Origin of the sequence: Paraburkholderia silvatlantica, from assembly GCF_003096715.1 — a bacterium.
Classification (GTDB): Bacteria; Pseudomonadota; Gammaproteobacteria; order Burkholderiales; family Burkholderiaceae; genus Paraburkholderia; species Paraburkholderia silvatlantica.
The window spans coordinates 69,376-89,757 of record NZ_QEOL01000001.1 but is presented as its reverse complement, the minus strand read 5'-3'; the positions used below and the strand labels follow the sequence as shown (position 1 = coordinate 89,757).

Annotated in this window: 20 protein-coding genes; 13 read left to right on the top strand and 7 right to left on the bottom strand. The window is 65.0% G+C overall.

Annotated elements, in window-relative coordinates; genetic code table 11:
- Positions 1-2: 2 nt before the first annotated feature.
- Positions 3-1,490: a sensor histidine kinase gene (locus C7411_RS00400; protein ID WP_110382612.1), complete on the bottom strand. Its 1,488-nt coding sequence runs from the start codon at positions 1,488-1,490 to the stop codon at positions 3-5.
- Positions 1,491-1,614: 124 nt separating this feature from the next.
- Here C7411_RS00400 and C7411_RS37250 point away from each other — a divergent pair, with 124 nt between their 5' ends.
- The 3 genes from C7411_RS37250 (at position 1,615) to C7411_RS00390 (ending at position 4,483) form a co-directional block, all read left to right on the top strand.
- Positions 1,615-1,767, top strand: a complete 153-nt coding sequence (locus C7411_RS37250; protein WP_165822719.1) for a hypothetical protein — start codon at positions 1,615-1,617, stop codon at positions 1,765-1,767.
- A gap of 57 nt (positions 1,768-1,824) precedes the next feature.
- Positions 1,825-2,466, top strand: coding sequence for an HD domain-containing protein (locus C7411_RS00395; protein ID WP_110382611.1), 642 nt, complete (start codon positions 1,825-1,827; stop codon positions 2,464-2,466).
- 442 nt (positions 2,467-2,908) lie between these two features.
- Complete coding sequence (locus tag C7411_RS00390; RefSeq protein WP_110382610.1) at positions 2,909-4,483, top strand: EAL domain-containing protein; 1,575 nt, start codon at positions 2,909-2,911, stop codon at positions 4,481-4,483.
- A 13-nt stretch (positions 4,484-4,496) separates the two neighbouring features.
- Here the strand turns inward: C7411_RS00390 and C7411_RS00385 are convergent, their stop codons facing one another.
- On the bottom strand, positions 4,497-5,135 hold the full coding sequence (locus C7411_RS00385; protein WP_110382609.1) for a GNAT family N-acetyltransferase: 639 nt from the start codon (positions 5,133-5,135) through the stop codon (positions 4,497-4,499).
- A gap of 111 nt (positions 5,136-5,246) precedes the next feature.
- Positions 5,247-5,900, bottom strand: a complete 654-nt coding sequence (locus tag C7411_RS00380) for a GntR family transcriptional regulator (RefSeq protein ID WP_181431291.1) — start codon at positions 5,898-5,900, stop codon at positions 5,247-5,249.
- 119 nt (positions 5,901-6,019) lie between these two features.
- On the opposite strand from C7411_RS00380, the gene C7411_RS00375 reads away from it, so the two are divergent.
- The 5 genes from C7411_RS00375 (at position 6,020) to C7411_RS00355 (ending at position 9,629) form a co-directional block, all read left to right on the top strand.
- Positions 6,020-6,493: an OsmC family protein gene (locus C7411_RS00375; protein ID WP_110382607.1), complete on the top strand. Its 474-nt coding sequence runs from the start codon at positions 6,020-6,022 to the stop codon at positions 6,491-6,493.
- A gap of 272 nt (positions 6,494-6,765) precedes the next feature.
- Positions 6,766-7,212 carry an Ohr family peroxiredoxin gene (locus tag C7411_RS00370; protein WP_110382606.1) on the top strand — a complete coding sequence of 149 codons (447 nt, stop codon included), beginning with the start codon at positions 6,766-6,768 and terminating at the stop codon, positions 7,210-7,212.
- A gap of 62 nt (positions 7,213-7,274) precedes the next feature.
- Positions 7,275-7,544, top strand: coding sequence for a hypothetical protein (locus C7411_RS00365; RefSeq protein ID WP_110382605.1), 270 nt, complete (start codon positions 7,275-7,277; stop codon positions 7,542-7,544).
- Between the two features lie 139 nt (positions 7,545-7,683).
- Complete coding sequence (locus C7411_RS00360) at positions 7,684-8,151, top strand: MarR family winged helix-turn-helix transcriptional regulator (RefSeq protein ID WP_110382938.1); 468 nt, start codon at positions 7,684-7,686, stop codon at positions 8,149-8,151.
- A gap of 146 nt (positions 8,152-8,297) precedes the next feature.
- Positions 8,298-9,629, top strand: a complete 1,332-nt coding sequence (locus C7411_RS00355; protein WP_110382604.1) for an epoxide hydrolase family protein — start codon at positions 8,298-8,300, stop codon at positions 9,627-9,629.
- A gap of 12 nt (positions 9,630-9,641) precedes the next feature.
- Here the strand turns inward: C7411_RS00355 and C7411_RS00350 are convergent, their stop codons facing one another.
- Both C7411_RS00350 and C7411_RS00345 read right to left on the bottom strand, forming a co-directional pair.
- Positions 9,642-10,757 carry a succinylglutamate desuccinylase/aspartoacylase family protein gene (locus C7411_RS00350; RefSeq protein ID WP_110382603.1) on the bottom strand — a complete coding sequence of 372 codons (1,116 nt, stop codon included), beginning with the start codon at positions 10,755-10,757 and terminating at the stop codon, positions 9,642-9,644.
- A 38-nt stretch (positions 10,758-10,795) separates the two neighbouring features.
- On the bottom strand, positions 10,796-11,566 hold the full coding sequence (locus C7411_RS00345; RefSeq protein WP_110382602.1) for a transporter substrate-binding domain-containing protein: 771 nt from the start codon (positions 11,564-11,566) through the stop codon (positions 10,796-10,798).
- A gap of 141 nt (positions 11,567-11,707) precedes the next feature.
- Here C7411_RS00345 and C7411_RS00340 point away from each other — a divergent pair, with 141 nt between their 5' ends.
- Positions 11,708-12,631: a LysR family transcriptional regulator gene (locus tag C7411_RS00340; RefSeq protein WP_110382601.1), complete on the top strand. Its 924-nt coding sequence runs from the start codon at positions 11,708-11,710 to the stop codon at positions 12,629-12,631.
- 8 nt (positions 12,632-12,639) lie between these two features.
- On the opposite strand, the gene C7411_RS00335 is transcribed toward C7411_RS00340, so the two are convergent.
- Positions 12,640-13,542 (bottom strand): LysR family transcriptional regulator, encoded by a 903-nt coding sequence (locus C7411_RS00335; protein WP_110382600.1) that lies wholly within the window; start codon positions 13,540-13,542, stop codon positions 12,640-12,642.
- Positions 13,543-13,672: 130 nt separating this feature from the next.
- Here C7411_RS00335 and C7411_RS00330 point away from each other — a divergent pair, with 130 nt between their 5' ends.
- Positions 13,673-14,680 carry an NAD-dependent epimerase/dehydratase family protein gene (locus tag C7411_RS00330; protein ID WP_110382599.1) on the top strand — a complete coding sequence of 336 codons (1,008 nt, stop codon included), beginning with the start codon at positions 13,673-13,675 and terminating at the stop codon, positions 14,678-14,680.
- Between the two features lie 46 nt (positions 14,681-14,726).
- On the opposite strand, the gene C7411_RS00325 is transcribed toward C7411_RS00330, so the two are convergent.
- Positions 14,727-16,469 carry an IlvD/Edd family dehydratase gene (locus tag C7411_RS00325; RefSeq protein ID WP_110382598.1) on the bottom strand — a complete coding sequence of 581 codons (1,743 nt, stop codon included), beginning with the start codon at positions 16,467-16,469 and terminating at the stop codon, positions 14,727-14,729.
- Positions 16,470-16,755: 286 nt separating this feature from the next.
- On the opposite strand from C7411_RS00325, the gene C7411_RS00320 reads away from it, so the two are divergent.
- The 3 genes from C7411_RS00320 to C7411_RS00310 all read left to right on the top strand — a co-directional run bounded on the left by C7411_RS00320 (position 16,756) and on the right by C7411_RS00310 (position 20,361).
- Positions 16,756-17,706 (top strand): ABC transporter substrate-binding protein, encoded by a 951-nt coding sequence (locus tag C7411_RS00320; RefSeq protein ID WP_245639612.1) that lies wholly within the window; start codon positions 16,756-16,758, stop codon positions 17,704-17,706.
- Positions 17,707-17,803: 97 nt separating this feature from the next.
- A complete protein-coding gene (locus C7411_RS00315; RefSeq protein ID WP_110382597.1) occupies positions 17,804-19,327 on the top strand; it encodes a sugar ABC transporter ATP-binding protein in 1,524 nt (507 codons plus the stop codon).
- A complete protein-coding gene (locus C7411_RS00310; RefSeq protein WP_110382596.1) occupies positions 19,324-20,361 on the top strand; it encodes an ABC transporter permease in 1,038 nt (345 codons plus the stop codon). The genes C7411_RS00315 and C7411_RS00310 overlap by 4 nt, the downstream gene beginning before the upstream one ends.
- Positions 20,362-20,382: the final 21 nt, after the last annotated feature.

Here is a 20,382-nt window from a genome sequence, read left to right as displayed (position 1 = left end):
AACTAGCCCGCGAAATCCTGCCCCGCCGGAAAGCGGCGGGGCTTCGCCGGTGCGTCGTGCAGTGCGCGGTCGGCACCTGTGCCAGGCTCGGGCAGACGGATCGTGAAGGTGGTGTGAACGTGCGGCTCCGACTCGCAGGCGATCGTGCCGCCCAGCGCCTCGGCCACGCGGCGGCAGAACGTGAGGCCCATGCCCGCGCCGCGCCCGTGCGCCTTGGTCGAGTAGAACGGATCGAACACGCGCGGCAGGACGTCGGCGGGAATGCCGCAGCCGTTATCGATGAAACGCAGCACGCAAAAGCCCGCTTCGCTCGTCGCGCTGATCTCCACGTGGCCGACGTAGTCGCTCACCTTGTCGCTTCTTTCGGCCATTTCCGCGTGAATCGCGAAAAGCGCGTTCTTGAGCAGATTGAACAGCACGAACACGACGAGCGAATCGGAACCCGAGAAGCTCAGTCGCGCGTCGATGGGCGCCACTTCGACCATGTCGCGCTCGCCGGTGCGGAACGGAAAGCGCTCGAGCGCGGCATTCACACAGGAGCGCACCGGGTAGGTCTCGAAGCTGCGGCGGTCGAGCCGGTCGAGCGTGAACGAAGCCAGCGACATTTCGACCACCGTGCTCGTGCTGTCCACCTGACGGCGTATCGAGGTGGCGAGCGAGGACAGGCGTTCCGACTGCCCGGGATAGAGTCCGTCCACGCACAACTGGTGCTGCACGGCCAGCTGGTAGCCGCGCATGAGTTCGGGCAGCACGTTGCCGATTTCCTCGGCATGCATGCCGATGGCCGCGAGCGGCGTGGCGACCTCGTGCGCCACCGTGGCCGCGATGAGGTACGGGCGCATGAGGCCGTAACGCACGATCGTGACCGCGAGAATGCCGAGGCTGATCGCGATGAATACCGCGCCCACGGGATAGAACGCGAGCCCGTAGTTCACGGCGTAATCGGTGGCGGCGAGCGTGTAGAGGCCGAGGCTCACGAAGCACAGGTCGAGCAGCTTGCGGCGGTCGTGCGCATGCGTCTGGCCGCGCGCGGCATACAGCAGCCAGGCGCTGCGGCACGCGAGCAGCACGGTCTGCGCCACATGCACGGGATGCAGCACGCCCGCATTCGGATACTTGCCGAAGAAGAACGTGCCGTAGCCGTCCACGACGGCATCACTGAACAGCAGCAGTGCCGCGAGCATCACGCTGAGCAGGTACGAGGCGATGAGGAGCGGGCGTTCGCCGTGCCGCGCGCTCACTTCGATCACGAAGTGATAGAACGTGGTCGGCAGAAAGAGGATGAAGAAGTAGCCGACTTTGACGAGCACCGCAGACAGTTCGGGGTCGGACGTCTGGAACAGAAAGGCCCAGGTGCCCTGCCAGAAGAACGTCGTCGCGCACATCAGGGCGAACGGCACCGAGAGGCGCGTAAAGCCCTCAGTCAGGAGCACGTAGACGCCGAATCCGAGAAACAATGCGGACACGAACGCTGGCAGGATCGAATACATAGTCTGTCGCGTGGGTTTTTGTTCTTACCAACCAGGCTGGCGCGGCGCCTTCCCCGCAGCGTCCCCGTGCGCCCAAAGTGCGATTCGCGGGCCGGATCTCGCCGCCGGATGCACGACGCATGAAATGCGTGCCGATCGAACCGAATTTGCCGATTATCGCCGCTATTCCCGTGCCGCGGCGAAATTTCGCCGCTATCGCGCCGCCGTCATGCGCCGCGCATCCCCGCTGGCCCAATTTCGGTCGAATTGGCAGAAAACCACGGTATCCGTCGATTGAGGACAACCGTGGTGGCGCCCAGAATAGAACGCATCACTCACCCAGACGGAGCCCCAGATGACCCCGACCCTCGCCGATGTCGCCATCCCCGACAGCAAGCTCGCCCGCGAAATCACCGAACTCGTGCGCGACACCGAATCGCCGCTGCTGTTCCATCATTCGAGCCGCGTCTATTATTTCGGCGCACTGGCCGGCCGCCGGCTCGGCCTGACGTTCGACCGCGAACTGCTCTACGCCGGCGCAATGTTTCATGACATGGGCCTCACGCACGCGCACAGCAGCGAGCACGAGCGTTTCGAAGTGGACGGCGCGAATGCCGCGCGCGATTTCCTGCGCGGCCACGGCATCTCGCAGCAGGACATCGATCTCGTTTGGACCGCCATCGCGCTGCATACGACGCCGGGCATCCCGCAGCACATGCATCCGGTGATCGCGCTCGTCACGGCGGGCGTGGAAATGGACGTGCTCGGCATTGCCTACGACCGCTTCAGCGACACCGAGCGCGAGGCCGTGGTCCATGCGCACCCGCGCAGCGAGCACTTCAAGGAGGACATCATCCAGACGTTCCATGACGGCATCAAGCACAAGCCCGCCACCACCTTCGGCAACGTGAAGGCCGATGTGCTCGCCGACAAGGACCCGCATTTCCATGCCGGCAACTTCTGCAGCGTGATCCGCCATTCGGCCTGGCGCGGTTGAGTGCGGCGGCAGCGACAAGCTGCAATGGACGGCTCCCGGCGCGATGGATGGATCACGCATTTTCGGCACCAACGCGCAAGGGCTCACAGGAATCGAGGGCTTTCACCGCGAAGCCACCACGCTGCTCGCGGGCATCGTGCTCGCGCGCGCGATTCGATCCGTATCGGCTCTATGCTGCAAAGGAACGCGGTCGCAATCGCTTCGTTGCAGAGGATTCCAAATCGATCGATTCTGCGCGTTCTTGACGTGTACCCGGCGACCCCGCTGGCCACTCTCATGCGCCACGCATGAACGGCACCGCCGGCGCTTACGGCGCTCGCGCTCACGCACCGGCCGGACAGCATCGCGTCGCGGCCAGCGGAAAGACGCTACCATCGGCGGCGGCGCTTGACGAAGGCCGCACGGCCCCGTCGTTCGCGGCGCCAGAGCCCGACCGTACACCATGAGCAGCCGACTCACCGTCCTGACGACATTTTGTGTCGTGGCGTTCGCCGTCCTGGCAACGCTCACGGCGGCCGTGTACGCGTCGAACGCCATCAACGAACGCCAGTTGCGCCGGCAAGTGGACGTCTTTTCGAATCGCGCGCTGCAGCGCGCCGAACTGGTGAGCGCCGAAGCCGGGTCCGCGCTGCGCCAGCTCATGTCATACGCCGACGCGCCGTGCACGAACGACCACATGCAGCGGCTGCGGCAGGTCGAGGAACAGTTTCGATACATTCGCGAAGTGGCTTCGATCCATGACATGCGGCTGCGCTGCAGTTCGCTGCGCGGCGCCGTCGATATCGCGTTGCCGCCGCCCGAATGGGCCTATGCAGGCGGCTTCACCGCCTGGCATACCGAAGTCGGCAAGCGCGGCAACGAGCGGCAGATGCTCAACGTGCGCCTCGGCAATCACGTCGTGGTGATTGACCCGCGCTTCTACCTCGACATTGTGCCGCTCGACGACACCATCAAGCTGACCGTTCTCGAAACGCAGGACGGCGCCGTCATTGCGAACTGGCCGCACACCGACGATGCCCTCGTACGCGCGGCGCTCGAGCGCACCGGCAGCAGCGCGTATTTCGAAGGACGCTATTACGTCGTCGAGCGCTCGAGCCGTTATCCCATTGCGGTGGTCGCGTACGAGCCCGAGCAACGCATGCGCCGGGACCTCGCGGCGCAGCTTCGAACGCTTCTGCCGCCCGCGCTCGTCCTGAGCGCAATCGGCACGTGGCTCGTCATGCGCTGGCGCCGCAAGCTGCGCACGCCGCGCAACGCGCTTCTGCAGGGCATCCGGCAGCACCAGTTCGTGGCGTGGATGCAGCCGCTCGTCTCGCTGGAAAGCGGGCGCTGCGTCGGCGCGGAAGCGCTCGTGCGCTGGAAGCTCGAAGACGGCACCGTCGTCGCGCCGGACACGTTCATTCCGATGGCGGAATCGCTCGATCTCGTCGAGCCCATCACCGATCAGGTCATACGCTCCGTGTTCGAGGGCGTGGGCGCCACGCTCGCGCATCGCCGCGATCTGCACGTCTCGCTGAACCTCGCAGGCAAGGATCTCGCCGGCACACGCGTGCTCGAAACCCTCAAGGCCAGTCTCGCGAAATATGCGGTGCATCCCGAACAAATCTGGTTCGAAGCGGTCGAGCGCACGCTCATCGACACCGCCAGCTGCGCGCCCGTTCTCGACGCGTTTCGCGCGGCCGGCCACCGCGTTTTCATCGACGATTTCGGCACGGGATATTCTAGCCTCTCCTATCTGCAGGCATTGCCCGTGGATGGCATCAAGATCGACCGTTCGTTCATCCGCTCGCTGGCGCGCGGCGAAGAAATGAACAAGATCGTGCCGCACATCATCGAAATGGCGCGCAGCCTCGACCTGCTGATGGTCGCCGAGGGCGTGGAAACCGAGGCACAGGCGCAGTATCTGCGCGAGCGCGGCGTGCAGTTCGCGCAGGGCTGGCTTTATGCGAAGGCCATGCCCGCCGACGAATTCCTGCGCTATCTGGAGCGTGAAGCCGCGTGCACGCACAAGGCGTGAGCGTGGCGCGCGCTCAGGCGAGCGGACCCGGCGACGTGGCGTGCAACGACCCACCCGTCAAGTGCGGGAATGTCACGCCGCTGCGCGGCGCGGCCGCCTTGACGAGCACCGCGCTGTCGTAGCCGCGACCCGCAAAGCGCACGACATCGACGAGACTGAAGCCTTGTGCGCGATAGAACGCAATGAGGTGGGCAGCGGGGAACGGCGTGTCGAGCGCGAGCTGCGTGTAACCGCGCGCGGCCGCCCAACGCCCCGCGAACGCGAGCAGCGCGCGGCCGATACCGCGGCTTTGCCATTTTGGCTCGATACCGAACTGATGGACCGAAGCCACGCCGCGCTGGCGATAATGTTCGCACTGCGAATGGCTATCGTGACCTTCCACCGTGAGCGTGCCGATGATCCTGCCATTGCAGACGGCGACGAAGCAATCTCCAGCCAGCGCGCGTTCACGCGTGAGGCTTGCCGCCTGATCGGCACATGAGCAGTGCAATCCAAGCGACGCGAGCCGCGAGAACGCGCGATGCAGCAACCGCGTGAGCGCCTCCCATGAGTCGTGGCGCGGATCGAAGCGTCTGAGCACTAGCCGGCCGAGGCCGGGCTGTACGGTAGCGGTCTGCTCATCCGGGCGTTGGCTTGCACGCAAGATCGACATGGCGTCTCCTGTCGTTTCGATGCACCCAGTCTAGGGTTCGCCCGTAAGGGTCACAAGAAAAAATGTCGTAAAAACCAGGGCGATGTGCGTGAATGCCGTGCCGTACAAGCATTACCCTTGCGCCGCCATGCGCTCCACCACGGCGAGCACGATGCGCCTCGCCGAGTGGATATGCGCCACGGTCAAGGCGCGCGCGCTGCGCGCGTTGCGTGCAAGGCACGCTTCGAGGATGGCCTCGTGTTCGTGCTGGAACGAGGGCGTATCGGCAAGCAAGGTATTCTGCAGCCGCTCGTAGCGCTCCACTTGCGCGCGCAGTTCGCGAATGGCCGCCAGTTGACGGGCGTTCCCGCACGCGCCGTAAAGCAGTTCGTGAAACTCGCGGTTGAGTTCGCCCTGCTTCCGCGTGGCGGCCGCCTCGCCCAGCAGCCGGTGGACGAGTTCCGCGCGTGCGAGCGTTTCGTCGTCGATGCGCTTGACGCCGTGAAAGATCGCGTCGCCTTCGAGCAGCGCGCGCAAGCCGTAGATCTCCTCCACGTCCTGCGCCGTGAGCATGCGCACGACCGCACCACGATTGCGGAAAATCTCGACGAGCCCTTCGCGCGCGAGCCGCTGGATGGCTTCGCGCAACGGAATGCGGCTCACCTCGAAACGCTCCGCGAGATCGCGCTCGACAAGACGCTCACCGCTGCCCAGCTCGCCGCTGACGATCAGGTCGCGCAACCCGGACGCAACCGCATCCGCCGTGGAGTCGAATCTTGTTTCCATGCGTGTCATGCCCGGTTCACGGCCGGTTCTCATTTGGATCATTAGGAATAATGGTATACCAAAATTCCAGGTACGGTCATAATGACGTATCCCTTTTCGATGCAAAACGGAGAGTCAGCATGGCGCACGGCGAACACACCTACCGCGTTTCGGTGCAATGGACGGGCAATCGCGGCACGGGCACCTCGGCTTATCGGGATTACGACCGCGATCACGTGATCCGCGCAAACGGCAAGCCGGACATTCCGGGCTCGTCGGATCCGGCCTTTCGCGGCAACGCCGCGCGCTGGAATCCCGAGGATCTGCTTGTGGCTTCGGCTTCGGCGTGCCACAAGCTCTGGTATCTGCACCTGTGCGCCGAGGCGGGCATCGCGGTGCTCGCCTATGAAGACGAGGCCGAAGGCACGATGGCCGATACGCCGCAGCGCGGCGCCTTCACGAAGATCGTGTTGCGCCCGCGCGTGACGATCCGCGCGAGCGACAACCGCAGCCTCGCCGAGCGGTTGCATCATGCGGCGCACGAGCAGTGCTATATCGCCAATTCGGTGAATTTTCCCATTGTCTGCGAGCCTGCCATCGAACTGGCGGCATAGGCGCTTGTGACCGCCCGGTGCGGCTCGGCCTGCCGCGCCGCCTCCCAGCCATGCGATCAAAAGGTCTCGATCGCGACGGATCATCAAAACGATCGATAACGTTTCAGCGGTCGATCTTTCCCTTAAGTGACTCCAGCGACCCCAAATAAATCGCATGCGATTTAATCTTATACGCTTGACATGGCGGAATTTCTCGCCCACTATGCATCGCATGCGATTCGATATCACGCGACGCATACGACTCAACCCCGGATATCATCAAGGAGCGCCTCATGGCAACGATCGACAAAGTGCTGTTCTCGGGCAACACCCACACCACCATCAACCACGACCCCGCGGCGCAACGCGGCGAATTCGGCGTGGTCGACCTCGAGCTTTCGTCTTCAACCGGCGAAACGCTCGACATCGTCGGCACCGAACCGCATCCGCGCGCCGAACAGCTGTTTGCGGGCGCGTGGTCTGCCTGCTACATCTCCGCGCTCGGCATCGCGGCTTCGCTGAAGAAGGTCGCCTTGCCGCGGGACGCCGCGGTGGACATTCAGGTCGATATCGGTCAGACCGGCGCCGCCTGGTTCCTGGGCGCGCACTTCACGGTCAAGCTGCCGGGCGTCGAGCAAAACGTGGCCGAGGCCATCGCGCGCAGCGCCCATCAGATCTGCCCTTACTCGAAGGCCGTCCACGGCAACATCGACGTGAGCCTGACAGTCGTGACCGCGTAAGCGGCAAACGCAATGACTTCGTTCACCCGAACCCACTGAACCTCACCTAGCGAGATCCCATCATGAAAACCCGTCTCATCGCCACGCTTCTCATCGCCCTTTCGGCCAGCGCAGCCGCCCCCGCATTCGCGAGCGGCTACGGCCCGGCCCCGGCCTATCGCCCCGAAGTCGGCGCACCGGCGTCGCAACGCGGCCAGAGCGTGCAAACGCTCGCCGCGGAGCGCACCGAGGCCGGCAACGCAGCCACCGCGTACGGCGGTATGGCCGATGTCACCTCGGCTGCGGGCAGCCGCGTTGCCATGGAGCGAAACAGCCTCTTCGCCCACCATTAATTGCGTCACCGCGTTGTGGCCGTTTCGCCGGGCATCGCGATGGCGATGGGCGGCGAAACCGGTGTCGGCCTACGATATAATCGCAAGCGATTTATTCAGGTTTGCGAGCCATTGAGGCCTTCGTCTGAAGAGGATGACCATGAAACCGACGGACCACCCGGCGCCGGGCGCCAAGCCCGCGCCGCTCGCAGACTATCTTTGCTTCGCCGTGTACTCGACCAATCTGGCGTTCGGCAAGGCGTACAAGCCGATCCTGGACGAACTCGGGCTGACCTATCCGCAGTACATCGCGATCATCGCGCTCTGGGAGCAGGACAACCAGACGGTGAGCGGCCTGGGCGAGAAGCTCTTTCTCGAATCCAATACGCTCACCCCCATGCTGAAAAAGCTGGAAGCGATGGGATATGTGGAACGGCGCCGCGATCCGGAAGATGAGCGCCAGGTGCGTGTGAGCCTGACCGCCAGCGGCCGCAAGCTGCGCGAAAAGAGCCTGAGAATCGCGGACCTCACCGACGCGACCGGGCTGGGTCCCGACGAATTCATGAGATTGCAGAAGGCGATCGTGAACCTGCGCGCCAATCTGATTCGCTCGCTCGACACCGAATAGCCGCCGCACCGGCGCGCCTCGTTTTCGCGGGCCGGTTTCTGTCGCCAATAGTTAGGAATACGATACATACCTCGATTGCCGAGGCGCATACGCACGCCCTGATGCTTCCTGCTTGCCACGGCACGACATCTCTAACAGGAATTTGTATGTCAAACGATCTTCATCCCGCGCTTTCACGCCGGCGCTTCATCGGCGCCGCCGCCACGCTCGCTGCAGGTGTCGCAATGAGCCGGTTCGCCTTCGCAGAATCGAAGCCGGCGGCAAACGGCATCACGCAGATCGCGGCCGGCGATCCGTCTTCCATTCGTCCGCTTCGCGTTCAAGTGCCGGAAACGGCGCTGACCGACCTGCGACGCCGCATCGTCGCGACACAGTGGCCAGAGCGCGAAACCGTCGACGACGCGTCGCAAGGCGTGCAGCTCGCAACCATGCAAAGGCTCGCCAACTACTGGGCCAATGATTACGACTGGCGCAAGGTGGAAGCGAGACTCAACTCGCTGCCGCAATACGTCACGGAAATCGACGGGCTCGATATCCACTTCATCCATGTGCGCTCGAAGCACGAGAACGCGCTGCCGATCGTCGTCACACACGGCTGGCCCGGCTCGATCGTCGAGCAACTGAAGATCATCGAGCCGCTCACCAGTCCGACTGCGCATGGCGCAAGTGTGTCCGACGCGTTCCACGTCGTCATTCCCTCGCTTCCGGGCTACGGCTTTTCCGGCAAGCCGACGAAGACCGGCTGGGACCCGCAGCGTATCGCGCGCGCCTGGGCCGTGCTGATGGACCGGCTCGGCTACAAGCGCTACGCGGCGCAAGGGGGCGACTGGGGCAATGCCGTGACGGAACAACTGGCGCTGCTCAAGCCCGCAGGACTCGTGGGCATTCACACCAACATGCCCGCGACCGTGCCCGACGCGATCGCCAAATCGCTCAAGGACGGCACACCGCCGCCCGCCGGACTTTCGCCGCAGGAACAGCACGCGTATGGCCAGCTCGATTACTTTTACAAGCACGGTCTGGGCTACGCGCTCGAAATGGCGAATCGCCCGCAGACGCTCTACGGCATCCAGGATTCGCCAGTCGGCCTCGCTGCATGGATGCTGGACCACGATGCGAGCGGTCAGGCGCTGATCGCGCGCGTGTTCGAAGGCCAGCCCGAAGGTCTGACGAAGGACGATGTGCTCGACAACGTCACGCTCTATTGGCTGACGAAGACGGCGGTCTCGTCCGCGCGCCTGTATTGGGAAAACAAGCTCAACTTTTTCGAGCCCAAGCATGTGGAGCTGCCGGTTGGCGTGAGCGTCTTCCCCGACGAAATCTACGCCGCGCCCCAAAGCTGGGCGGAACGCGCCTACCCCAGGCTGATTCACTACAGTTGTCTTCCGAGAGGCGGCCATTTCGCAGCCTGGGAGCAGCCTGCCGCGTTCACGGAAGAAGTTCGCGCAACGTTCAGGATGTTGCGTCAGCAAGCCTGACGCGCTCCCTGCTCAAGCTCCCAGCAGCACGCCGCTGCGTATCGGCCGGGTGCCCGTCACGCGTCCGAGCGGCGCACCGGCCGTGACGAAGCGAATCGCCCGTCGCATGTAGAAAACACCTTCCGAGGTGCTCTTCACCGTCGTCGTCTCGCCCGTCATCGGGTCGACGATGTCGAAAAGCGGGTCGTTCTCGCGTATCCAGTCGCCGATCTTCGCGCGGTGCACGAGAATGCCGCTGCACGGCGCGTGGAATTGCGCGCTGCCGGCAAGCGGCGTGGCCGGCATCAGCAGTTCCGGCAGCGGCTTCGCCTCGCCGAGGAGCGCGCCGCGCCAGCGCAGGTAGTCGAGCAGCGCATCGGCGTCCTGCTGCGCGCTTTCCCACGATACGTCGCGCTGGCCGCGGCACTCGATCGTCACCGCGGCGGGTCCGGCGGGCACGGGCTGCGTGGCCGGCATCTGTTGCCGCAGTTGCCACCACAGCAGGCTATGCGCCTCGTCGAACGCCTGCGCGCCCGAGTCGGTGGCGAGCAGTTGCGCCCGCGAGCCGAGATAGCGGGCTAGCGGCTCGATATCGGGCCAGCCGGCCTCGCTCGTGTACACGTGCATGACCGCCTCGAGCGAACAATGCAGGTCGATGATGAGATCGGCGTCGTGCGAGAGCCTCAGCAGCGCCAACTGGAGCGAATCGAATTCCGTGAGCGGCGCCTGCGCGTCCAGCGCTTCGCGCATCAGTTGCCGGATCAGATCGCGGTTGCGCCCGGCGTGGGCGCCGAGCGTCTCCTTCGCGCGCGCGAGCAGCCTGGGAAACGCATGGAAATGACGATTGAAGTTCCTGCCGCTCGCGAGATCGAAGCGGCCGATGAACTGGCCAAGCACGTGCTGATTCAGACCCACGGGATTGGCGAGCGGCACGAGCACCACCTGCGCGGCGAGCGCGCCTTGCGCCTCGAGCTCCGCCAGTTGCGCGCGCAACAACACCGCCGTCAGCATGGCGGGCGTTTCGTCGGCGTGCAGCGACGCCTGAATATAAATCTTCTGGCGCGCGTCGGCGGGGCCAAAATGGAAACTGGTCAGTTCGCGGTGCGTGCCCGGCGTGGCGCTCAAAAGCGGAATGGTTTGCTGGTTCATGGATTCAATGCGGTTTCAAACGAGTGCGTGGCGGCGGCTCAGTTTCCGTACGGATCGAAGTCGAAATAGCGGCGCGCGATCTGCGCGTAGGTGCCGTCCTTCAGCATGCCCGCGATCGCGTCGTTCATCTGCGCCTGAAGCGCGGTTTCGTCCTTGCGCATGCCGATGCCGGTACCGCGGTCGCCCATCGAAATCGGGCCGCCGGCAAACGCAAAGCCGTTGCCCTGCGGCGTGCGCAGGAAGCCGTAGTCGGCTTCGACGTAACCCAGCAGCGCGGCGTCGAGCCGCCCGTTGACGAGGTCGGCGAACACTTCGTCCTGGCTCTTGTAGGTGACGACGTGCACGCCCGCGGGCGCCCAGTTCGCGAGCGCGTACGTCTCGAACTGCGTGCCCGCCTGCACGCCGACCGACTTGCCGGCCAGCGACTGCGCGGTGGCGTCGAACGGGGCGCCCTTGCGCGCGACGAGCCGCGACTTGAACTGGAACAGCTTCGACGTGAAGAGAATCTGCTGCTCGCGCTTCGCGGTGATCGCCATCGACGACATGATCGCGTCGATCTTGCGCGCCTGGAGCGCCGGGATCATGCCCGAGAACTCCAGTTCGACCCACTGGCAATGCGCGTGAATCCGGCGGCAGATCTCGTTGCCGAGATCGACGTCGAACCCTTTGAGCGAGCCGTCGGGCGCCTTGGCGTCCATGGGCGGATAGGTCGGATCGATGCCGAGACGCACGGTGTCGCCCTCGCGCGCGAAGGCATGGCTGCTAAGGGCCAGTGCAAGGGAAAGCAGGATCGACGGGATTTTTTTCATGATGAGCGCGGGGTGGGCGGCGGGAAGCGGGAGTCTCCTGAGCGTCCGATGGTAGGACGCTGCCGCGTTCTGGAAAAGTACTGATTCGTCTATCATGATCACTTCCACCGATCACAACGAATCGTCGCTCAATCGTCATCCATGAGTCTCACGCTTTCCCAGTTGCGCGTTTTCGTCGCCGTTGCCCAGCGCGGCAGTGTGCGGGCAGCTTCGCGCGCGCTCGGCGTGGCGCAAAGCGGCGTGACGCAGCAGTTGCAGAATCTCGAAGCCGAACTGGGCGGCGCGCTGCTCACGCGCACGAATCGCGGCGTGACGCTCACGGTGCTGGGGCAGCGGCTGCTGGTGCGGGCGGCATCGATTCTCGGCGAGTGCGAGCGCGCAAGCGCAGAGGCGCAGCAACTGCGCGGCGACTACGCGGGCGAAGTGGCGTTCGGCCTCACGACCGACCCGCTCATGGACGCGCTCGTGCCCGTGCTCGGCCAGTACAGCACGCGGTTTGCGCGTGTGGCGCTGCGTCTGCGCACGGGGACGTCGCGCATGATGATCTCGTGGATTCGCGAAGGCACGCTCGATTTCGCGCTCGCACTCGTTTCGGACCAGACCGACACGACCGATCTTTCGGTGACGGCGCTTTACCCATCGGATCCGGTGGTCGTCTGCCGCCGCGACCATCCGAAGGCGGGGGCGCGCTCGCTGCGCGCGCTCACGCAGTGCGACTGGCTCGCGACGCGCTCCCCCAATATCGCGGACGCCTTCGCTTCGAGCCGGCTCACGACGTTCTTCGCCGATCACGGCTTGCCGCCGCCGCGCATCGTCGCGACGGTGGAAGGGCTCTTCGAAACGCTGCACTGGGTCAGCGAGACGGATTGCCTCGCGCTGGAGTCGTCGGCGGTCGCCACGCGCGGGCCGTTTGCCGAGCGGCTCGCGCGCATCAGGATCGCCGAGCGGCCGGCGGCACAGCAGGTCTGTCTGCTGCAGCGCGCGGCCGTGCCGCTCACGCCTGCCGCGCAGGAACTCGCGACGATGCTGGCTTCGTATGCGCGGGCACGCCGGGCGCCCCGTTGAAGCGGCAGTTACGCGCCCGGTCCCTGTATATAGGCATTCAGCCCCGACGCCAGCGCCGCAAAAGTCACGGCGCAGCGCGCGCTCGTGCGCAAATCCTCATGCATGGCTACCCACGTATCGAGCGTCAGCGAGAATTCTTCGCGCAGAACGCGGACCAGCTTCGGGTCTCTTGCCGCCAATGGCGACTGGCACCCGCCGATCCCGAAGCCGGCGCGTATCGCGGCCAACTGGGCAAGGTCGCTGTCGGCCCGAAATGCAAAGTTATTGCGGTTGTAGGCGGCAAACCTGGGCTGAACCGAGCGAATGAATGCGTTCTCCTGATCGAAGCCAATGATCGTATGGTGCGACAACGCCTTCATCGACTTCGGCACGCCATGAAGCGCCAGATAGCGTTCGTGCGCGTGCAGCCCGACTTCGATCGCGCCAACGCGTTTGGCGACCAGTGCCTCCTGCGCGGGCCGGAACATGCGCACCGCAATGTCCGCTTCGCGACGCAGCAGGTCGTCCGCCTTGTTCGACAGCACAAGTTCGATTGACAACTCTGGATACTCGCTGCGCAGCGCCGCCAGTATCGGCGGCAGGACCTCGACACCGATCACTTCGCTCGCTGTCAGCCGCACCGTCCCGCGCACGCCCGATCCGTGACTGCTCGCCGCGCGGCGCAAGGCCGCCGTGGTCATCGCGAGGCCGACAGCGTACGGCCTCAGTTCATTGGCCGCGGCGGTCGGCGAAAACCCATCGGATGAGCGAGTAAACAGCGTGAGCCCCAGCACCGCTTCCAGACTTTCGATGTGGCGGCCAACGGTCGGCTGCGTGATGCCCAGCGCACGGGCAGCCGCCGAGAGCGAGCCGCTCTCCAGGACCTGCAGAAAACTCCGGTACCACTCCCAGTTCGGTTCTTTTTCGGCCATTCACCGTCCCCAATCCAGTTCTAACGCTATGCATAAATGTATAGCCTCTCGTCTATTTTCGGTAATTTTTTATTGATGCCAAACGGCGCAGAATGTCCCTCATCACAGCTCGCCCGCAAGGAGATCCAGCATGAACGTCGGCCCCATCACTCGACAGAACCGCGCCCTCGTGCTCGGCGCAAGCGGCGGAATCGGCAGCGAAGTCGCGCGCCAGTTGCAGGGCGCCGGCTGGCAGGTCCGCGCGCTGCGGCGCGGCGGCGCGCCGGCCATGGCGGCGGCCAGCGCCATCGAATGGCTCGACGGCGACGTGCTCTCGCGCGAAGCGGTGGTCCACGCGGCGCAGGGCTGCGCGGTGATCGTGCACGCCGTGAACCCGCCCGGCTACCGGCGCTGGGCGCAGGTCGTGCTGCCGATGATCGACAACACGCTCGCCGCCGCGGCTGCCGTGGGCGCGGCCGTCGTGCTGCCGGGCACGGTCTACAACTTCGGGCCCGACACCTTCCCGGTGCTGCGTGAAGACTCGCCGCAGCAGCCACTCACGCGCAAGGGCGCGATTCGCGTGGAACTGGAGCGGCGCATGCGGGCCGCGAGCGAGCACGGCGTGCGCTCGATCGTCGTGCGCGCGGGGGACTTTTTCGGGCCGCTCGTGGGCAACAGCTGGTTTGCGCAAGGGATCGTGAAGCCTGGCGAGCCTGTGCAGATCGTGCGTCAGCCGGGTACGCGCGGCGTGGGCCACGCGTGGTCGTACGTGCCCGACGTCGCGCGCACGATGCTCGAGCTGATCGAGCGCCGCGAAACGCTGCCCGCGTTCGCGACGTTCCACATGGCCGGCCACTGGGATGCCGATGGCTCGCAACTCGTCGACGCGATCTGCCGCGTCGCCCGGCGTCACGGACTGAAGCCGCAGATCAAGCCCTTCTCCTGGGCCCTCGCACGCGCCATCTCGCCGTTCGTGACGACGCTGCGTGAACTGATGGAGATGCGCTACTTGTGGAGCGAGCCGTTGCAGCTCGACAATGCCCGGCTCGTCCGCGAACTCGGGCGCGAGCCTCATACGCCGCTCGACGAAGCCGTCGAGGCGACGCTCATGGGCCTGAACTGCCTCGGCGCCGAAGGGCGCGCGCCAAAGGCCGCTTGATGCTTACGCCTTCATGCGCCGCGCGATTTGTCAGGGATGCTGAAATTCAGTGCGAATGCCGCGGCACGTCCGAGCCGCGGCAGCCCACCAGGAAGTCGAAATCGCAGCCCTCGTCGGCCTGCAGCACATGCTCGACATAAAGCTTGCGATAACCGCTGCGGTCGGCGGGAATCGGATGCTGATTCGCGGCCCATTCGTCGAGCCGCGCGACGATCGTCTCGTCGCTGATATCCACGCGCAGCACGCCCTTCTCGCAGTCGAGTTCGATCCAGTCGCCGTTGCGCACGATCGCGAGCGGCCCGCCCGCGCGCGCTTCAGGGGCCACGTGCAGCACCACCGTCCCATACGCCGTGCCGCTCATGCGCGCGTCCGACACGCGCACCATGTCGGTCACGCCCTGCGCGAGCAGCTTGGGCGGCAGGCCCATGTTGCCCACCTCGGCCATGCCCGGATACCCCTTGGGCCCGCAGTTCTTCATGACGAGCACGGAATCGGCCGTGACGTCGAGACCGGGGTCGCCAATGCGTGCCTTGTAGTCGTCGAAGTTCTCGAACACCACGGCGCGCCCGCGATGCTTCAACAGCTTCTGCGTGGCCGCCGATGGCTTGAGCACCGCGCCGTTCGGCGCGAGATTGCCGCGCAGCACGCACAGCCCGCCGTCCTGCACGAGCGGATTGTCGAGCGGGCGAATGACTTCGGCGTTGTGAATGGGTGCTTCGCGCACGTTCTCCCAGAGCGTCTTGCCGTTGGCCGTGAGCGCATCGGGATGCGGCAGCAGGTTCGCTTCACCGAGGCGCCGCAGCACCGCGGGCAAGCCACCCGCGTAATAGAACTCCTCCATCAGAAAGCGGCCCGAAGGCTGCAGGTCGACGAGGGTCGGCGTACCCCGCCCGATGCGCGTCCAGTCGTCGAGTTCGAGCGGCACGCCGATGCGCCCCGCGATCGCCTTCAGATGGATCGCCGCATTGGTCGACCCGCCAATCGCCGCGTTCGTGCGAATCGCGTTCTCGAACGCCTCTCGCGTGAGCAGTTTCGACAGACGCAAGTCTTCGAGCGCCATCTCCACGATGCGCATGCCCGACATATGCGCGAGCACGTAGCGGCGCGCGTCCACAGCCGGAATCGCGGCGTTGTGCGGCAGCGTGACGCCCAGCGCTTCGGCCATGCACGCCATGGTCGAAGCCGTGCCCATGGTGTTGCAGGTGCCCGCCGAGCGCGACATGCCCGCCTCCGCCGACATGAACTCGTGGATCGAGATCTTGCCCGCCTTCACCTGCTCGCTCAGTTGCCACACCACCGTGCCCGAGCCGATATCGCGCCCTTCGTGCTTGCCGTTGAGCATCGGGCCGCCCGTCACGGCAATGGCCGGCACGTCGCAACTCGCCGCGCCCATCAGCAATGCAGGCGTGGTCTTGTCGCAGCCCACGAGCAGGACGACCGCATCGACCGGATTGCCTCGTATGGATTCCTCAACGTCCATCGAAGCGAGGTTGCGCGTGAACATGGCCGTGGGCCGCAGGTTCGACTCGCCGTTCGAGAACACGGGAAACTCGACAGGAAATCCGCCGGCTTCGTAGATGCCACGCTTGACGTGCTCGGCGAGCTTGCGAAAGTGCGCGTTGCAGGGCGTGAGTTCCGACCACGTATTGCAAATGCCGATAATCGGCTTGCCGGCGAACTCGTGATCCGGGATCCCCTGATTCTTCATCCAGCTCCGGTACATGAAGCCGTTTTTATCGGCGGTGCCGAACCACGCGGCCGAGCGAAGCTTGGGCTTACGGGTGTTCATGGCTTTGCCCACTTAGTGAGAAAGTCCAATAAATAGCATGACTATATGAGTCAGGCTTATCGGGAAAACGCTAATCGAAACCGTTCATGACGTTGCATATAGTTTGTCTATTGTGGTCAGCAGGGGCGGCCAACGGGATACCGAAAGGATATAACCGGAGGCCAGGGATGGCGCGATACTTCTCGTGATACTGTCCGGCCGTGATGGACGCGGGTGTAGCGCCATGAATTAAAGAAATACAACGCACAGAGCTACATCGGAGACACGCATGAAACTGGCAACTCGCATGGTAAGCGGGCTGGTCGCTGCAGCGGCTGCTTTCTCGTTGGCGGCGGGCGTCGCCCACGCCGAAGACAAGCAGATCACGCTGGGTTTTGCGCAGGTCGGCGCGGAAAGCGCCTGGCGCACGGCCAACACGGTGTCGGTCAAACAGGCCGCCAAAGACGCCGGCATCAACCTCAAGTTCTCGGACGCCCAGCAGAAGCAGGAAAACCAGATCAAGGCGATCCGCTCGTATATCGCCCAGAAGGTGGACGTGATCGCGTTCTCGCCCGTGGTGGAATCGGGCTGGGAGCCGGTACTGCAGGAAGCCAAACGCGCGAAGATTCCCGTGATCCTCACGGACCGCAACATCGACGTGAAGGACCCGTCGCTCTACGTGACGATGATCGGTTCGGACTTCATGGAAGAAGGCCGCCGCGCGGGCAAGTGGCTTGAAGATCACTACAAGAACAACCCCGGCCCGATCAATATCGTCGAACTGCAGGGCACCGTGGGTTCCGCGCCGGCCAACGACCGTCACTCGGGTCTCATGGAAGTGATCAAGAACGATCCGAAGTTCAAGATCATCGCTTCGCAAAGCGGCGACTTCACACTCGCCGGCGGCAAGCAGGTCATGGAGGCGTTCGCGAAGACGTATGGAAACAAGATCAACGTGGTCTACGCGCATAACGACGACATGGCGCTCGGCGCGATCCAGGCCATGGAAGAAGCCGGCATGAAGCCGGGCAAGGACATCAGCGTCGTGTCGTTCGATGCCACCAAGGGCGGCTTCGAAGCGATGATCGCCGGCAAGATGAACGTGGATGTGGAATGCAGCCCGCTGCTCGGGCCTCAGCTCATGAGCGCCGTGAAGGACGTCGTGGCGGGCAAGCAGTTGCCCAAGCGCATCGTGACGAACGAAACGGTGTTCCCGATGGACGTAGCGGCGCAGGTGCTGCCGTCGCGCAAGTACTAAACTTCGCTGCAAGCAGCGCGGTGTGTTTCGTATCCCTTAATATTTAAGAGGCTTACTAAGCACGCCGCGCGCTCGATGGCCTCTTTCACGGTTGCCCATGAGCGTTTCCCCGATACTCGAAACCGTCGGTCTTACCCGAACCTTCCCCGGCGTGCGCGCGCTCGACCGGGTCGATTTTCGTCTGTACCCCGGCGAAATCCATACGCTGATGGGCCAGAACGGCGCCGGCAAGTCCACGCTCATCAACGTGCTGACCGGCGTGCACCAGCCCGAGGCCGGCGAGATACGTCTCGCGGGCGAGGCCGTGCACTTCCCGACGCCGCAGATGGCGGAAGCCGCCGGCATCCAGACGCTCTACCAGGAAGTCAATCTCTGCCCGAATCTCTCGGTTGCAGAGAACATTTTCGCGGGCCGCCAGCCGCGCAGGCGCGGCCTCGGCCTGATCGACTGGAAAACGATTCATCGCCGCGCGCAAGAAGCGCTCGCGGAGCTGAATCTCTCGCTCGACGTGACGCAATCGCTCGACACCTACCCCATCGCCATGCAGCAGATGGTGGCGATTGCGCGCGCAGTGTCCGTCGATGCGCGCATCCTGATTCTCGACGAGCCGACTTCCAGCCTCGACGAAGGCGAAGTCGCGCGCCTTTTCGAGGTGCTGCGCAAGCTCAAGGCGTCGGGCATCGCGATCCTGTTCGTCACGCATTTTCTCGAGCAGACCTACGCCATCTCCGATCGCATCACGGTGATGCGCAACGGCGAGCGCGAAGGCGAATATCTCGCCGCCGATCTGCCGGTGCAAACGCTGGTCGCGAAGATGGTGGGCCTGCAGAACGCGGGCGAGCGGCTCACGCAAGCCGAAGCCGCGCACGGCGAAACGGCTGCAACGGATACCGCGCCCTATCTTGCGGCCCAGGGCGTGGCGCGCCGCGGCGTGCTCAATCCGCTCGATCTGGAAGTGCAGCCGGGGCAGATTCTGGGCCTGGCCGGCCTGCTCGGCTCCGGCCGCACGGAGACCGCGCGGCTGCTCTTCGGCGCGGACAAAGCCGATGCAGGCACGGTGCACATCAACGGCAAAGCCGTCAAGCTCTCCTCGCCGCGCGACGCCGTGCGCCACGGCATGGCCTATTGCCCCGAAGACCGCAAAAAGGAAGGCATCGTCGCCGATCTGTCGATCCGCGAAAACATCGTGCTCGCGCTGCAGGCGCAACTCGGCTGGTGGCGCATGATCCGGCGCTCGCGCCAGCGCGAACTGGCCAACGAATATATCGAGCAGCTCGGCATCAAGGCACGCGACGCCGAGCAGCCTATCGGCCTGCTTTCGGGCGGCAACCAGCAGAAGGTGCTGCTCGCGCGCTGGCTCGCGACCAGGCCACGATTGCTGATACTCGACGAACCGACGCGCGGCATCGACGTGGCCGCCAAGTTCGAAATCATGGACCGCGTGCGCGCGCTCTGCGCGAAGGGCCTCGGCATCCTGTTCATTTCGTCGGAGATCAGCGAGGTGGTGCGCGTCTCCGACCGCATCGCCGTGCTGCGCGACCGGCGCAAGGTGGCCGAGCTTTCGGGCGCGGCGCGCTCGGAGCACGAAGTCTACGACCTCATTGCCGGAGACCGTCGATGACGCGCCCCGCCCTCCCCGCCTGGCTTTCGCTCGTCATCCGGCATCCGCTGGTGTGGCCCGCGGTGACGCTCATCGCGCTGTTCGTCGTCGATGTCGCGCATCGCGGCAACTTCCTCTCGATCACGATGCTGGGCGGCCACCTGTTCGGCGCGCCCATCGACATCCTCATGCGCGCCGCGCCGCTCGTCGTGGTGTCGCTCGGCATGACGCTCGTGATCGCCACGCGCGGCATCGACATTTCCGTGGGCGCCGTCGTGGCGATCGCCGGTGCGGCTGCCGCCACGGTGCTCGCCGCCGATCCTTCGCGCGTGGGTCTCGCGTTCGGCGCGGCGCTCGCGGTGGGCCTGCTCGCCGGCATCTGGAACGGGCTGCTCGTCGCGTTCGTCGGCATGCAGCCGATCATCGCCACGCTCATCCTGATGGTGGCGGGCCGCGGCGTGGCGCAGTTGCTCACGGGCGGCCAGATCATCCCCATCGGCGCGCCCGGTTATCTCTTCGCGGGCGGCGGCTATTTCGCGCTCATCCCGTGCGCCGTGTGGATCGCGCTCGCCGTGACTGTGCTCACTGCCCTCATCGTCAACCGCACGGCGCTCGGCCTCTTCATCCGCTCGATCGGCGTGAATCCGGTGGCCGCGCGGCTTGCGGGCCTGTCGTCGCAAGCCGTGGTGTTCGGCGCCTACGCGTTCTGCGGCGTGACCGCCGCGATTGCCGGCATTCTGATCAGCTCGAACGTGCGCAGCGCGGACGGCAACAACGCGGGCCTGCTGCTCGAACTCGACGCGATTCTCGCCGTGACGCTCGGCGGCACGTCGCTGCTGGGCGGGCGCTTCAGTCTCGCGGGCACGGTGCTCGGCGCGCTCATCATCCAGACGCTCACCTACACCACCTATTCGATCGGCGTGCCGCCCGAGGCCACGCTCGTCGTGAAGGCCGTGGTCGTGCTGCTCGTGTGCCTGATCCAGTCGCCCGCCGCGCGCACCTTCGCTTTTCAACAACTCAAACGCCTCGCTCTCGCGCGCCGCGCGCGCGCCTGAGCACGAAGCGCACCCATTCGG

Coding starts and splice junctions, on each gene's coding strand:
- C7411_RS00355 (WP_110382604.1), top strand. CDS start 8,298: ATGTCAAACGATCTTCATCCCGCGCTTTCACGCCGGCGCTTCATCGGC.
- C7411_RS00335 (WP_110382600.1), bottom strand. CDS start 13,542: ATGGCCGAAAAAGAACCGAACTGGGAGTGGTACCGGAGTTTTCTGCAG.
- C7411_RS00400 (WP_110382612.1), bottom strand. CDS start 1,490: ATGTATTCGATCCTGCCAGCGTTCGTGTCCGCATTGTTTCTCGGATTC.
- C7411_RS37250 (WP_165822719.1), top strand. CDS start 1,615: ATGCGTGCCGATCGAACCGAATTTGCCGATTATCGCCGCTATTCCCGT.
- C7411_RS00325 (WP_110382598.1), bottom strand. CDS start 16,469: ATGAACACCCGTAAGCCCAAGCTTCGCTCGGCCGCGTGGTTCGGCACC.
- C7411_RS00395 (WP_110382611.1), top strand. CDS start 1,825: ATGACCCCGACCCTCGCCGATGTCGCCATCCCCGACAGCAAGCTCGCC.
- C7411_RS00315 (WP_110382597.1), top strand. CDS start 17,804: ATGAGCGTTTCCCCGATACTCGAAACCGTCGGTCTTACCCGAACCTTC.
- C7411_RS00360 (WP_110382938.1), top strand. CDS start 7,684: ATGAAACCGACGGACCACCCGGCGCCGGGCGCCAAGCCCGCGCCGCTC.
- C7411_RS00380 (WP_181431291.1), bottom strand. CDS start 5,900: ATGGAAACAAGATTCGACTCCACGGCGGATGCGGTTGCGTCCGGGTTG.
- C7411_RS00365 (WP_110382605.1), top strand. CDS start 7,275: ATGAAAACCCGTCTCATCGCCACGCTTCTCATCGCCCTTTCGGCCAGC.
- C7411_RS00330 (WP_110382599.1), top strand. CDS start 13,673: ATGAACGTCGGCCCCATCACTCGACAGAACCGCGCCCTCGTGCTCGGC.
- C7411_RS00345 (WP_110382602.1), bottom strand. CDS start 11,566: ATGAAAAAAATCCCGTCGATCCTGCTTTCCCTTGCACTGGCCCTTAGC.
- C7411_RS00340 (WP_110382601.1), top strand. CDS start 11,708: ATGAGTCTCACGCTTTCCCAGTTGCGCGTTTTCGTCGCCGTTGCCCAG.
- C7411_RS00375 (WP_110382607.1), top strand. CDS start 6,020: ATGGCGCACGGCGAACACACCTACCGCGTTTCGGTGCAATGGACGGGC.
- C7411_RS00310 (WP_110382596.1), top strand. CDS start 19,324: ATGACGCGCCCCGCCCTCCCCGCCTGGCTTTCGCTCGTCATCCGGCAT.
- C7411_RS00390 (WP_110382610.1), top strand. CDS start 2,909: ATGAGCAGCCGACTCACCGTCCTGACGACATTTTGTGTCGTGGCGTTC.
- C7411_RS00370 (WP_110382606.1), top strand. CDS start 6,766: ATGGCAACGATCGACAAAGTGCTGTTCTCGGGCAACACCCACACCACC.
- C7411_RS00350 (WP_110382603.1), bottom strand. CDS start 10,757: ATGAACCAGCAAACCATTCCGCTTTTGAGCGCCACGCCGGGCACGCAC.
- C7411_RS00320 (WP_245639612.1), top strand. CDS start 16,756: ATGGTAAGCGGGCTGGTCGCTGCAGCGGCTGCTTTCTCGTTGGCGGCG.
- C7411_RS00385 (WP_110382609.1), bottom strand. CDS start 5,135: ATGTCGATCTTGCGTGCAAGCCAACGCCCGGATGAGCAGACCGCTACC.